Origin of the sequence: Citrobacter sp. 172116965 (genome assembly GCF_013458095.1) — a bacterium.
Classification (GTDB): domain Bacteria; phylum Pseudomonadota; class Gammaproteobacteria; order Enterobacterales; family Enterobacteriaceae; genus Citrobacter; species Citrobacter braakii.
This window is the reverse complement of sequence record NZ_CP046673.1, coordinates 3,292,731-3,305,964: the sequence shown is the minus strand read 5'-3', so window position 1 is coordinate 3,305,964 and position 13,234 is coordinate 3,292,731. Positions and strand designations below refer to the sequence as shown.

Below are 13,234 nucleotides of genomic sequence, written 5' to 3'. Positions count from 1 at the left end.
CCGGGTATATTACCAGGCTCATTCAGCGTCGACCAGGATAAAGAGGCCTACAACATAGTCAGTGACGTAAGCAGTCTTTTAGGCTGCCGCCAGTCGATACCTTCAAGGAGCATCGCCAGCTGTGCCGGTGTGAGGAACACTTTGCCATCCCGGGCTGACGGCCAGGCGAAGCGGCCGCGCTCCAGCCGTTTGGTCAGCAGACACAGTCCATCGCCGGTAGACCAGAGGAGCTTTACCTGACTGCCATTACGCCCACGGAAGATAAAAACGTGACCTGACATCGGATCGTCTTTCAGCATCGTCTGCACCTTTGCCGCCAGGCCGTTGAAGCCGTTTCTCATATCGGTGATGCCAGCGACCAGCCAGATCTTTGTCCCTGATGGTAATGGGATCAACGTTTGAGCTCCCGTATCAGCAGGTTCAGGATATTTTCGCTGATGGCACCATTCAGACGGAGTGATCCGTGCCGGAACGTCACTTCACAGCTGATATTGAGTGATTCAGGTGCCGCAGCAGCTACAGGTTGTGACCGGGGGGAGGTTGCAGGGACAACATCTTCGGCATCAAGTGTTATCGGGAGCAGCTCAGGCACGTTGTTTTCTGTTGTTGAAGGAGGACGTAGTTTTCCTTCGCGCCAGTACTGGCGCCACTTGAACAGCAAATTATCGTTGATCCCATGCTCACGAGCGAGTTGCGCTACGGAGATCTCTGGTCGATGCGAGAGTTCAACCATTTTGATTTTGAACTCAACGGGATAATTAGGGCTTTTTTTACGCACTGCGGTTAATGATTTCATGGATAGCGTCCACCATATTTGGTGTCCATTATCCTCTCAGGAATTTCAGGATCTGCCAGACGGTGCTGAGACGACGCTTACGCGTAATGGCAGTCAGGTAAAGCTCCTCTGGTCTACCGGCGATGGACTGTGTCTGCTGACCAAACGGCTGGAGCGCGGCCGCTTCGCCTGGCCGTCAGCCCGGGATGGCAAAGTGTTCCTCACACCGGCACAGCTGGCGATGCTCCTTGAAGGTATCGACTGGCGGCAGCCTAAAAGACTGCTTACGTCACTGACTATGTTGTAGGCCTCTTTATCCTGGTCGACGCTGAATGAGCCTGGTAATATACCCGGTATGAACAGCTTACTTCCTGACGATATCGATGAACTGAAACGTCTCCTTGCCGAACAGGAGGCGCTGAACCGTGCCCTTCTGGAAAAGCTGAACGAGCGTGAACGCGAAATAGATCACCTGCAGGCGCAACTGGATAAGCTGCGCCGGATGAACTTCGGCAGCCGCTCCGAAAAAGTCTCCCGCCGTATCGCGAAGATGGAAGCCGACCTTAAGCAGTTGCAGAAAGAAAGCGATACCCTTACCGGCCGGGTGGATGACCCGGCCGTGCAGCGCCCGCTGCGGCAGACCCGTACCCGCAAACCGTTCCCTGAATCACTTCCCCGTGACGAAAAACGGCTGCTGCCGGCAGCGTCATGCTGCCCGGAATGTGGTGGTGCGCTGAGTTACCTGGGTGAAGATGCCGCCGAACAGCTGGAGCTGATGCGCAGCGCCTTCCGGGTTATCCGGACAGTACGTGAAAAGCATGCCTGTACTCAGTGCGATGCCATCGTGCAGGCCCCCGCGCCTTCACGGCCCATCGAGCGGGGTATCGCAGGACCGGGGCTGCTGGCCCGCGTGCTGAGTTCAAAGTATGCAGAGCACACCCCGCTGTACCGCCAGTCTGAAATATACGGCCGCCAGGGTGTGGAGCTGAGCCGCTCACTGCTGTCGGGCTGGGTGGATGCGTGTTGCCGGCTACTGTCACCGCTGGAAGGGGCGCTTCAGGACTATGTGCTGACTGACGGTAAGCTCCATGCTGATGACACGCCTGTCCCGGTGCTGTTGCCAGGTAATAAGAAAACGAAGACCGGGCGGTTGTGGACGTACGTTCGTGACGACCGTAACGCCGGGTCAGAGCTGGCGCCGGCAGTGTGGTTCGCTTACAGCCCGGACAGAAAAGGTATCCACCCGCAGAGCCATCTCGCTGGCTTCAGCGGTGTTCTGCAGGCGGATGCGTACGCCGGGTTCAACGAACTGTACCGCAATGGACAGATAACGGAAGCTGCCTGCTGGGCTCATGCCCGCCGCAAGATCCACGATGTGCACGTTCGCACCCCGTCAGCGCTGACGGAGGAAGCCCTGAAACGGATCGGTGAGTTATATGCCATCGAGGCGGAAATAAGGGGGATGCCGGCGAAGCGACGCCTTGCAGAACGTCAGCAAAAAGCTAAACCGCGGCTGAAATCCCTGGAAAGCTGGCTGCGTGAAAAGGTGAAAACGCTGTCGCGACACTCAGAACTGGCGAAAGCGTTCACGTACGTACTGAACCAGTGGCCGGCGCTGGCTTACTATACTGACGACGGCTGGGCCGAGGCAGATAACAACATAGCTGAGAATGCGCTACGGATGGTCAGCCTGGGCCGCAAAAACTACCTGTTCTTCGGTTCGGATCATGGAGGGAGCGGGGAGCGCTGCTGTACAGCCTGATCGGGACATGCAAACTGAACGGAGTGGAGCCAGAAAGCTACCTTCGCCATGTGCTTGATGTTATAGCTGACTGGCCGATAAACCGGGTCAGCGAACTACTCCCCTGGCGCGTAGCACTGCCAACTGAATAACACATCCCCGTCAATACGGTTCTCGCTGCACGCTTACCCTGTGCAGGCATCATTCCTTTTTGCACGTGACTCATAAAAAGCAGAATAATGTCGCTATGGAAAGCATCATCAAGGGTGGCTGGCAAAGTAAAATATAAAGGGGCAAATGCCCCTTAGGATTTATTTCAGTCGTTTACCTGCATCATCAACGACTTTTTCACCATCTTCTTTGGTGAACGCGTGTTTTTGTGCATCCGGAAGAATATCCAGCACCACTTCTGAAGGACGACACAGCCGGGTCCCCAGTGGCGTCACCACAATCGGGCGGTTAATCAGAATAGGATGCTGTAACATAAAGTCGATTAACTGATCGTCAGTAAAGCGATCTTCCGCCAGCCCTAATGCTTCAAAAGGCTCGACATTCTTACGCAGCAGCGCTCGTACTGTGATCCCCATATCCGCAATAAGTTTAACCAGTTCATCGCGTGATGGTGGTGTCTCAAGATAATGAATAACGGTCGGCTCTGTACCGCTGTTACGGATCATCTCAAGCGTGTTGCGAGAGGTGCCGCAGGCTGGGTTGTGATAAATGGTAATGTTGCTCATATCAGTATCTCATTACAAAGTGAAAGAGAGACGTAGCGCCAGCGCGGCCAGCGTTACAAACAGCACAGGCAGAGTCATGATAATCCCGGTGCGGAAATAGTATCCCCAGGTGATTGTCATGTTCTTCTGTGAAAGTACATGCAGCCAGAGTAGCGTTGCCAGGCTACCAATAGGCGTAATTTTAGGTCCCAGATCGCAACCGATGACATTGGCATAAATCATTGCTTCTTTGATGACACCCGATGCGGTGCTGCCATCGATCGACAATGCGCCAATCAATACAGTAGGCATGTTGTTCATGATGGATGACAGGAATGCTGTCAGGAATCCCGTGCCAAATGTGGCAGCCCAAAGTCCTTTGTCTGCAAATAAATTCAATACGCCAGAGAGGTATTCTGTCAGCCCGGCATTACGCAACCCATAAACAACCAGATACATTCCCAGTGAGAAAATCACAATCTGCCACGGTGCACCACGCAGGACTTTACCGGTGTTAATGGCATGACCTTTTTTAGCCACGAAAAAGAGGATAGCAGCACCCACAGCCGCAATAGCGCTGACAGGAATACCCAGCGGCTCAAGCACAAAAAAACCTACCAGCAGAAGGATTAATACAATCCAGCCAGTTCTGAACGTCGCCGGGTCTTTGATAGCAAGAGCCGGTTCTTTCAGTCGGTTCAGATCATAGGTCGGTGGGATATCTTTGCGGAAAAACAGATGCAGCATCACCAGCGTGGCAATAATGGCGGCAATATCCACAGGCACCATCACGGAGGCATATTCCGTGAATCCCAGATGGAAGAAGTCAGCAGAAACAATATTGACCAGGTTCGACACAATCAGCGGCAGGCTGGCGGTATCGGCAATAAACCCTGCAGCCATTACAAATGCCAGCGTAGCGCTTTTACTGAATCCCAGAGCCAGCAACATGGCAATAACGATCGGCGTCAGGATGAGAGCTGCACCATCATTGGCAAATAGCGCTGCTACCGCAGCACCGAGCAGAACGATATAAGTAAACAGCAGGCGACCCCGGCCATTTCCCCAGCGGGAAACATGCAATGCTGCCCATTCAAAAAAGCCAGACTCATCCAGCAGCAAACTGATGATAATCACGGCAATAAAGGTTGCTGTGGCGTTCCAGACGATATTCCATACCACCAGAATGTCGGTAATGTGTACTACACCAGATATGAGTGCCAGTATTGCGCCAAATATGGCGCTCCAGCCAATCCCTAACCCCTTCGGCTGCCAGATAACCAACACGATGGTCAGGATGAAAATTGCTCCTGCCAGTAACATAAAACCTCCTGACAGGGCAGCATGACTGCCCTGTATATAGTAAAAATTAACCTGCGAGCTGTTTGAGTTTGTCTATACCGGTTGGCTCTGCCGCAAGAACAGGAACCAGTGCAACACGGGTAGCATGCTGGTTCTTTACAGCCTCGATTTGAGGCAGTTCCTGCTGCGAGCGCTGACGAAGCAGGTGAACGGGTTTCAGCGATGGAAAGACTGTTATTGATAATCCAGCCCCATGGATGAATCCCGGCACGTTCAAGATCGGCTTGTAAAATTTGCAGCCTCAAGAACGGGGGTCGTTTCCGGCAGAGTGACCAGTAATACTTTTGTTCTTTCCGGATCCTGAAGCTGCATCATTGGCGTAGAGAAATGGCCTTTATCTCCCATTTTCTTTGCTATCTCCCGGTGGTATGCCCCGGTAGCATCAAGCAGCAACAATGTATGTCCTGTCGGTGCCGTATCCATGACGACAAACCGTTTACCCGCTTCACGGATCACCCGTGAGAAGGCCTGGAACACAGCAATCTCTTCGGTACACGGAGAGCGTAAATCCTCTTCCAGCAGATGTTTCCCTGCTTCATCCAGGTCACGTCCTTTCGTTTCAAGGACATGCTGGCGATAACGTTCTGTTTCATCATGAGGGTCGATTCTGCTGACCTGCAGGTTATTGAGGCTTCCATTGAGGGTTGTGCTCAGGTGTGCAGCAGGATCTGACGTCGTGAGATGCACATCAAATCCCATTTCGGCCAGTCTGACTGCAATGGCCGCAGCCATGGTTGTTTTACCCACGCCACCTTTACCCATCAGCATAATCAGGCCGTGTTCATTAAGGGCAATCTCATCAACCAGAGCAGACAACGACGATATCGCTGGTTTTTGCAGGGCGGACACTTCAGCAAATGAAGCCGTCTCAGGTTGGGAGGTGAGAAGTCCCCTTAAAGCAGACACACCGACCATATTCACTGGTTGAAGGAATAATGTGTCAGTAGGGAGAGCGTCCAGACCAGCGGGAAGACTTGCCAGCGCCTCCTGCTCCCGGCCCCATATTGCAGCCGCCAGAGTATCGTTGACTGCTTCTGTCTCAGGTAACACGCCGTTGATGACCAGATACTGATTTTTGAGACCTATCGCCGCAAGCTCATCATGAGTACGGGCGACTTCCTGAAGCGTTGATTTTTGCAGTCGAGCCACTAAAACCAGCCTCGTACGATCCGGATCAGACAATGCCTGGACGGCGTGTGAATACTGCTCACGCTGTTTCTCCAGCCCTGCCATCGGGCCAAGACAGGAAGCACCATCAGGATTGCTCTCAATGAAGCTACTCCACGCACCGGGCAACTGGAGAAGACGAATAGTGTGACCGGTTGGCGCGGTATCAAAGATAATATGGTCAAAGCGGGTCAATAATGATGCGTCAGTCAACAGACCGGTAAATTCATCAAAAGCTGCAATTTCGGTGGTACATGCACCAGAGAGCTGTTCGTTAATACTGTTAACGACATCATCCGGCAGAATGCCTTTGATAGGATCAACGATTCTGGCCCGATATTCCTGGGCGGCGGCCTGAGGATCAATTTCCAGCGCTGAAAGACCCGGTACAGAGGCCACCGGCAGAATGGTATTGCCAATAGTCTGGCTGAACACCTGGCCTACGTTTGAAGCCGGATCGGTGCTGACAAGCAAAACCCGCTTGCCTTGTTCCGCCAGGCTGATAGCGGTGGCACAGGAAATAGAGGTTTTACCGACGCCCCCTTTACCGGTAAAAAACAGGTAAGGTGGGATATTCTGTAAGAATTTCATATGTCCTCCTGACATTTCAGCAACAAGAAGTATTACCACCGCAGCAGCTTTTAGATGCTAATCCTACTTTATCCAGCGGTATTCCGAACCAGCGGGCCAGCTCTGCACGTTTCGGATAACGCCCCGCCATCACCATTTCGCCGTCCAGCAACAACAATGGAAGCCCTTCAGCCCCGGATGCCTCAAGGAATGCTTTGGCTTTTTCGTTCTGTACAAAGCTCATGGGTTGCTGTGCCAGGTTATAACGATCAACCTGAATTTCACGCTGTTTTAGCCACTGTACATCCGCAGAAAAATCAACCAGAACCTGATCAATATCTGTACCGCAGACGCCGGTACTGCAACACATAGCCGGGTCAAACACCGTTAACGTTTTCATCATGAACACCTCACATTTGAAAAATCATATATGTTCAGGCAAATTTTTTAGATGCAGACAGCCTTGCCGCTACCAGAGCAGTTAGCTGATGCCAGCTTATGGGCGATAGCCTGTACGTCGTCCTGTTGGCTTAACCAGGCCTGCTCAATAACCTGAGCAGCCCATGAAGGAATATGCGGAGATAAGCGGTAGTGAACCCATTTCCCATTCTTGCGATCCAGCAACAATCCGCTTTCACGTAGCATTGCCAGATGACGGGAGATCTTAGGCTGCGACTGTTCCAGCGCCGTGCAGAGATCGCATACGCATAGTTCACCCATCTCTTTGAGGAGAAGGACGATACCCAGACGGGTTTCATCGGACAGGCTTTTAAAGAGTTGTAGGGGTGAAATTGATGACATCGTGACCTCCTGCGTTGAATGAATAGTGTCGCGCTTCTAAACCAGGAAGTCAAAAACATATATGTTATATCGAATTCGTTTAGTGTTAATTCTTCATTGGTAGATAACAGGAACAACGGAGTCGGAGCAATACGGGCAAAATTTCATCTTTGTTGTGAAAAGAAAAAGTTTAACGATAGGGTACTGATAAGTAAGGCAGCACCATACAATGAACAATAAATCACCTTAGCGTGGGATTTTTAATGAGATGGTCACTCCCTCCTTCCCAGTACTATGCTGAGGACAGGCTTTCATTCGGAGAACCATCATGGAAAACATTGCGCTTATTGGTATCGATCTGGGTAAGAACTCTTTCCATATTCATTGTCAGGATCATCGTGGGAAGGCCGTTTACCGTAAAAAATTCACCCGACCAAAGCTAATCGAATTTCTGGCGACATGCCCGGCAACAACCATCGCGATGGAAGCCTGTGGCGGTTCTCACTTTATGGCACGCAAGCTGGCAGAGTTAGGGCATTTTCCAAAGCTGATATCACCGCAATTTGTCCGCCCATTCGTTAAAAGCAACAAAAATGACTTTGATGCTGAAGCTATCTGTGAAGCAGCATCACGTCCATCTATGCGTTTCGTGCAGCCCAGAACCGAATCTCAGCAGGCAATGCGAGCTCTGCATCGTGTCCGTGAATCCCTGGTTCAGGATAAGGTGAAAACAACTAATCAGATGCATGCTTTTCTGCTGGAATTTGGTATCAGCGTTCCGCGAGGTGCTGCCGTTATTAGTCGACTGAGTACCTTCTTGAGGACAGTAGTTTGCCTCTTTATCTCAGCCAGTTACTGCTGAAATTACAACAGCATTATCACTATCTTGTTGAGCAGATTAAAGATTGGAATCTCAGTTGAAACGAAAGTTGGACGAAGATGAGGTTGGACAGCGCTTGCTGAGTATTCCCTGCGTTGGAACGCTGACTGCAGTACTATTTCAACTGAGATTGGCGACGGGAAGCAGTACGCCAGCAGCCGTGACTTTGCGGCGGCAACAGGGCTGTACCCGACAGTACAGCACGGGAGGTCGGACGACATTGTTAGGGATTAGCAAGCGGGCAACAAAAAGATCCGAACTTTGTTGGTTCAGTGTGCCAGGGTATTCATACAAAAACTGGAACACCAGTCTGGCAAGTTGGCCGACTGGGTCAGGGAGTTTTGTGTCGGAAAAGCAACTTTGTCGTCACTGTGCTCTGGCAAACAAGCTGGCCAGAATAGCCTGGGCACTGACGGCGCGACAGCAAACTTACGAAGCATAAAGGCAGAAATACACCAGTTTAAACAATCATTCATCTGGTTTTGCGAATACTGATATTGATGATACTAACGGCCCACCGGCCTGTTGAGGAACCTGTAAAACGGAAAGGCTCATTGAAGCCGTATATTTTCTGGAGGTTCATCAGGCGCGGAACTCATCGAGGCGCGGGAATAAAATCCCATTCAGACGCCGGATAGATTCAAGCAAGCCAACTTGTCGTCAAAATCGGTGTTGCAAAAACGGGAGTGACCATAGATTCCGTTTTCCAAGCGGACCCCTATTACCGGGTAGCGGCTACGCCTTACCCGGCCTACAGAAACGTAGGCCCGTGCAAGCGCAGCGCCGCCGGGCATTAAGGGCTACAGGGAGGAATTATGCCGGTTCCGGCAGTCTGAAGCTGGCGATGCTCTGGGTCAGGTGTTTCGCCTGCTCTTCCAGCGAGGCGGCCGCGGCCGCGGACTCCTGCACCAGGGCGGCGTTTTGCTGGGTGACGCCGTCCATCTCGGTTACCGCCTGGCCGACCTGGCCGATGCCACGGCTCTGCTCTTCCGACGCCACCGAGATCTGCTCCATCAGCGCGTTCACCTTATTGACCGAATTGATAATGGCATGGATCACCTCCCCCGAGCGATTCACCAGCTGAGAACCGTTTTTCACGCTGGAGACCGACTGGGCGATCAGGTTTTCGATATCCTTCGCCGCCACGGCGCTCTTCTGCGCCAGGGTACGGACTTCCGTTGCCACCACCGCAAATCCCCGTCCCTGGGTGCCGGCGCGGGCGGCTTCAACCGCGGCGTTCAACGCCAGAATATTGGTCTGGAAGGCGATGCTGTTAATCACGCTGGTAATATCTTCGATACGCTGGGAGTTAGCGGCGATGGTGTTCATGGTCTCGATCACCTCGCGGGTCACGGCCTCCCCCGTGCGGGCGTTATTCACCGCATCCTGCACCAGCTTCCCGGCCTGATACACATTGTCGGTATTATTGGCGACGGTAGCGCTCAGCTGCTCCATGCTGGCGGCGGTTTCCGTCAGGGCTGACGCCTGCTGCTCGGTACGCGAGGCCAGATCGATGTTGCCGGAGGCAATTTCCTGCGAAGCGTAATTGACGGTACGGCAGGCTTCACGCACCTGAGAGATAGTCTCCAGCAGGGCCAGACGCATCTGCTCCATCGAGCCCATCAGCAGATCGATTTCGTTGTTCGAGCCCGCTTTTTGCGGCACCGCTTCCGTCAGCTGACCGGCAGCGATCTGGCTGCAGTGCGCCCGCGCCAGGTTAATCGGGGCAAAGACAAACCGCTTCATCAGTACGCTCACGCCGATAATCACCACCACAAACAGCGCAGCAAAGGCGGCAATAATGGTTAAGCCAGAGGCAAAGTGGGATCGCGCATCGTCATTCAGCTGTTTCGCGTATTTCTGGTGCACGGAGAGCACCTGGTCGAGGACGATTTCGTACTGGCGGTCGAGACGGGAGATCTGCGGGATCAGGGCATCAAATTTTGCCGCGTCATGCGCCGAGGCCGCATCAATCAGCGGTGCCAGTCCCTGATTACGGTAGGCAAGCCAGGCGTCGTCGTAATTTTTCACTAACGGAGCTTCATCCGCCAGACGCGGCGCGGCATTAAAGGCGGCAAACGCGCCATCGGCCTTGGTCAGCGCCAGCTTTACCGAGTCCAGCTTCTCCGCAAGACCGGCGGTATCTCCGCTCTCCGCCTGCTTCATGTACTCCATGACCCGCACGCGCAGGGTACGGCTGTGGTTAATGGGATCGATAATGGATAACACCACCTGGATCTCTTTATTCACGTTATCCAGTGAATCATTGCTTTTAATGGCCAGCCAGACATTGGTTGCGGCACTGGCAACAAAGAAAAACAGCAAAGCGAGCAGAATGGCAAGGGACGACTTTTTCAACGACATAACTACCTCAGATATAAAACGGTCTAAAGTGTTATCGGCATCCGCCCCTTAATATTGAATTAAAGTTATTTATTTAGGGAAGGTGCGAATAAGCAGGTCATTTCTTCCCAAGCTGACTCGCTGATTAAAATTTCGCGGATCTGGGCCGATTTTTTTCCCGCAAACACATCGAATCAGCCTATTTAGGCTATTTTTTCCACCATTTCTGGCGTTATTTCCGGTTTTTACTGAGATCTCTCCCACTGACGTATCATTTGGTCCACCCGAAACAGGTTGGCCAGGGTGAATAACATCGCCAGTTGGTTATCGTTTTTCAGCAGCCCCTTGTATCTGGCTTTCACGAAGCCGAACTGCCGCTTGATGATGCGAAACGGGTGCTCCACCCTGGCACGGATGCTGGCTTTCATGTATTCGATGTTGATGGCCGTTTTGTTCTTGCGCGGATGCTGCTTCAAGGTTTTTACCCTGCCGGGACGCTCGGCGATCAGCCAGTCCACATCCACCTCGGCCAGCTCCTCGCGCTGTGGCGCTCCTTGGTAGCCGGCATCGGCTGAGACAAATTGCTCCTCTCCATGAAGCAGATTACCCAGCTGATTGAGGTCATGCTCGTTGGCCGCGGTGGTGACTAGGCTGTGGGTCAGGCCACTCTTGGCATCGACACCAATGTGGGCCTTCATGCCAAAGTGCCACTGATTGCCTTTCTTGGTCTGATGCATCTCCGGATCGCGTTGCTGCTCTTTGTTCCTGGTAGAGCTGGGTGCCTCAATGATGGTGGCATCCACCAAAGTGCCTTGGGTCATCATGACGCCTGCTTCGGCCAGCCAGCGACTGATGGTCTTGAACAATTGACGGGCCAGTTGATGCTGCTCGAGCAGGTGGCGGAAATTCATGATGGTGGTGCGATCCGGCAGGGCGCTATCCAGGGATAATCGGGCAAACAGGCGCATGGAGGCGATTTCGTACAGGGCATCTTCCATGGCACCGTCGCTCAGGTTGTACCAATGCTGCATGCAGTGAATACGCAGCATGGTCTCCAGCGGATAGGGCCGTCGGCCATTGCCCGCCTTGGGATAAAACGGCTCGATGACAGCGGTCATATTCTGCCATGGCAGAATCTGCTCCATGCGGGAGAGGAAAATCTCTTTTCGGGTCTGACGGCGCTTAGTGCTGAATTCACTATCGGCGAAGGTGAGTTGATGGCTCATGATGTCCCTCTGGGATGCGCTCCGGATGAATATGATGATCTCATATCAGGAACTTGTTCGCACCTTCCTTAAAATTAATTAATCTAAATTATTTGTTTGGTGTATATTTTTCCGATTATATATTTTTATTGCCAAAGGTGTATTGCCACGCGTAACTAAAAAAGGAAACGCGACAAGTCGTAATCTCAGCACATCTTTTCTTACCTGTGTCTCTCCATGAATCGTAATTCTGCTTTTGTCACGACGGCATTGTTGCCGCTTTTTATTTTGATGTCAGGTTGCGCGCCGATGCATGATGACCGCCAGTCTCTGTCACAGCAGACCCCCGCTGCGAATGTCGATACCACATTGCCTGCGGCGTTAAAAAATGGCTGGCCGGACAGCCAATGGTGGAAGGCATACCATGACCCCCAGCTTAATGCGCTGATTGACAGCACGTTACGAAACTCTCCTGATATGCAGGTCGCGGAACAGCGCATTCAACTGGCGGAGGCGCAGGCTAAGGCTGTGGAGGCGCAGGATGGCCCGGAGATCGATTTCTCTGCAGATGTGGAGCGTCAGAGAATGTCAGCCGAAGGGCTGATGGGTCCGTTTGCCATTACCGATCCGGCCGCCGGGACGACCGGGCCGTGGTACACCAACGGCACCTTGGGTTTAACTGCTGGCTGGAATCTGGATCTGTGGGGTAAAAATCGGGCCGAAGTGACGGCACGTATTGGGGCCGTTAAGGCGCGTGAAGCCGAGCGCGAGCAAACGCGACAGGTGCTGGCGAGTGGTGTGGCTCGTCTTTACTGGGAATGGCAAACGCAGGCCGGGCTGAAAACCGTGTTGACGCAAATCGAAACCGAGCAGCAGAACGTCATTAACGTCGATCGTCAACTGTATCAAAATGGTCTTACTTCTTCGGTGGAAGGCGTTGAAACCGATATCGATTCCAGCAAAACAGAGCAGCAGCTGAACGATGTCAGCGGTAAAATGAAGGTGATTGAAGCGCGGTTGAGCGCGCTGACCAACTCGCAGTCCACAGCCCTGAAACTCCATTCGACCCCGCTGCCCGCGGTGGAAAGCCAGCTCCCGTCCCAGCTAGGTTATTCGCTGCTGGCCCGCCGACCGGATTTGCAGGCGGCGTACTGGTACATTGAGTCATCGCTGAGCAGCATTGATGCGGCGAAAGCGGCGTTTTATCCCGATGTAAATCTGATGGCATTTTTACAACAGGATGCGTTACATCTGAGCGACTTGTTTCGCCATTCCGCGCAGCAAATGGGCGTAACGGCCGGGCTGACGCTACCTATCTTTGATAGCGGCAGGCTGAACGCGAATCTCGACATTACTCAAGCGCAAAGCAACCTGACGGTGGCGAATTACAACAAAGCCGTGGTGGATGCGGTGAATGACGTGGCGCGTGCAGCATCGCAGGTAGAAACCCTGGCGCAGAAGAATCAGCATCAGCAGCAGATTGAGCATGATGCACTGCGCGTAGTGGGTCTGGCGCAGGCGCGCTTCAATGCCGGAATTATTGCGGGCTCCCGGGTCAGTGAGGCAAAGATCCCGGCATTACGTGAACGGTGCAACGCTCTGCTTTTACAAGGACAATGGCTGGATGCCTCAATCCAGTTGAACCGTGCGCTGGGGGGCGGCTACCGCGCTTCGTAACGCACCCGCCCGGTAGAC

Annotated in this window: 9 protein-coding genes and 4 pseudogenes; 4 read left to right on the top strand and 9 right to left on the bottom strand. The window is 52.8% G+C overall.

Annotation, left to right across the window (positions count from 1 at the left end):
* Positions 1–47: 47 nt before the first annotated feature.
* Both tnpB (GPJ68_RS16170) and GPJ68_RS16165 read right to left on the bottom strand, forming a co-directional pair.
* On the bottom strand, positions 48–395 hold the full coding sequence (tnpB, locus tag GPJ68_RS16170; protein WP_021563201.1) for an IS66 family insertion sequence element accessory protein TnpB: 348 nt from the start codon (positions 393–395) through the stop codon (positions 48–50).
* A complete protein-coding gene (locus tag GPJ68_RS16165) occupies positions 392–796 on the bottom strand; it encodes a transposase (RefSeq protein ID WP_003031976.1) in 405 nt (134 codons plus the stop codon). Before GPJ68_RS16165 ends, tnpB (GPJ68_RS16170) begins: the two co-directional genes overlap by 4 nt.
* A gap of 82 nt (positions 797–878) precedes the next feature.
* On the opposite strand from GPJ68_RS16165, the pseudogene tnpB (GPJ68_RS16160) reads away from it, so the two are divergent.
* A pseudogene (tnpB, locus tag GPJ68_RS16160) lies at positions 879–1,082 on the top strand (IS66 family insertion sequence element accessory protein TnpB); the annotation flags it as partial.
* A gap of 48 nt (positions 1,083–1,130) precedes the next feature.
* Positions 1,131–2,668: pseudogene (locus GPJ68_RS16155) on the top strand (IS66-like element ISKpn24 family transposase).
* 159 nt (positions 2,669–2,827) lie between these two features.
* Here the strand turns inward: GPJ68_RS16155 and arsC are convergent.
* The 5 genes and pseudogenes from arsC to arsR all read right to left on the bottom strand — a co-directional run bounded on the left by arsC (position 2,828) and on the right by arsR (position 7,132).
* A complete protein-coding gene (gene arsC, locus GPJ68_RS16150; protein WP_031591991.1) occupies positions 2,828–3,253 on the bottom strand; it encodes a glutaredoxin-dependent arsenate reductase in 426 nt (141 codons plus the stop codon).
* A gap of 12 nt (positions 3,254–3,265) precedes the next feature.
* On the bottom strand, positions 3,266–4,555 hold the full coding sequence (locus tag GPJ68_RS16145) for an arsenic transporter (RefSeq protein WP_031591992.1): 1,290 nt from the start codon (positions 4,553–4,555) through the stop codon (positions 3,266–3,268).
* A gap of 46 nt (positions 4,556–4,601) precedes the next feature.
* Positions 4,602–6,352: pseudogene (gene arsA, locus GPJ68_RS16140) on the bottom strand (arsenical pump-driving ATPase).
* A 16-nt stretch (positions 6,353–6,368) separates the two neighbouring features.
* Positions 6,369–6,731, bottom strand: coding sequence for an arsenite efflux transporter metallochaperone ArsD (gene arsD / locus GPJ68_RS16135; RefSeq protein WP_049015829.1), 363 nt, complete (start codon positions 6,729–6,731; stop codon positions 6,369–6,371).
* A 47-nt stretch (positions 6,732–6,778) separates the two neighbouring features.
* On the bottom strand, positions 6,779–7,132 hold the full coding sequence (gene arsR, locus GPJ68_RS16130) for an As(III)-sensing metalloregulatory transcriptional repressor ArsR (RefSeq protein WP_025376942.1): 354 nt from the start codon (positions 7,130–7,132) through the stop codon (positions 6,779–6,781).
* Between the two features lie 307 nt (positions 7,133–7,439).
* On the opposite strand from arsR, the pseudogene GPJ68_RS16125 reads away from it, so the two are divergent.
* A pseudogene (locus GPJ68_RS16125) lies at positions 7,440–8,433 on the top strand (IS110 family transposase).
* Between the two features lie 371 nt (positions 8,434–8,804).
* Here the strand turns inward: GPJ68_RS16125 and GPJ68_RS16120 are convergent.
* Together GPJ68_RS16120 and GPJ68_RS16115 are read right to left on the bottom strand one after the other, a co-directional pair.
* Positions 8,805–10,355 (bottom strand): methyl-accepting chemotaxis protein, encoded by a 1,551-nt coding sequence (locus tag GPJ68_RS16120; protein WP_049041500.1) that lies wholly within the window; start codon positions 10,353–10,355, stop codon positions 8,805–8,807.
* Positions 10,356–10,579: 224 nt separating this feature from the next.
* Positions 10,580–11,560 carry an IS5-like element ISKpn26 family transposase gene (locus GPJ68_RS16115; RefSeq protein ID WP_180836783.1) on the bottom strand — a complete coding sequence of 327 codons (981 nt, stop codon included), beginning with the start codon at positions 11,558–11,560 and terminating at the stop codon, positions 10,580–10,582.
* A 216-nt stretch (positions 11,561–11,776) separates the two neighbouring features.
* Between GPJ68_RS16115 and mdtQ the strand changes: the two genes are divergently transcribed.
* Entirely contained in the window at positions 11,777–13,216 is a 1,440-nt protein-coding gene (mdtQ, locus tag GPJ68_RS16110; protein ID WP_104652176.1) for a multidrug resistance outer membrane protein MdtQ, read from the top strand.
* The last annotated feature ends 18 nt before the right edge of the window (positions 13,217–13,234 follow it).

Excerpts from the sequence above, each read along its gene's own strand:
- mdtQ (WP_104652176.1), top strand. The coding sequence starts at position 11,777 with ATGAATCGTAATTCTGCTTTTGTCACGACGGCATTGTTGCCGCTTTTT.
- GPJ68_RS16145 (WP_031591992.1), bottom strand. The coding sequence starts at position 4,555 with ATGTTACTGGCAGGAGCAATTTTCATCCTGACCATCGTGTTGGTTATC.
- arsD (WP_049015829.1), bottom strand. The coding sequence starts at position 6,731 with ATGAAAACGTTAACGGTGTTTGACCCGGCTATGTGTTGCAGTACCGGC.
- GPJ68_RS16115 (WP_180836783.1), bottom strand. The coding sequence starts at position 11,560 with ATGAGCCATCAACTCACCTTCGCCGATAGTGAATTCAGCACTAAGCGC.
- arsC (WP_031591991.1), bottom strand. The coding sequence starts at position 3,253 with ATGAGCAACATTACCATTTATCACAACCCAGCCTGCGGCACCTCTCGC.
- GPJ68_RS16120 (WP_049041500.1), bottom strand. The coding sequence starts at position 10,355 with ATGTCGTTGAAAAAGTCGTCCCTTGCCATTCTGCTCGCTTTGCTGTTT.
- arsR (WP_025376942.1), bottom strand. The coding sequence starts at position 7,132 with ATGTCATCAATTTCACCCCTACAACTCTTTAAAAGCCTGTCCGATGAA.
- GPJ68_RS16165 (WP_003031976.1), bottom strand. The coding sequence starts at position 796 with ATGAAATCATTAACCGCAGTGCGTAAAAAAAGCCCTAATTATCCCGTT.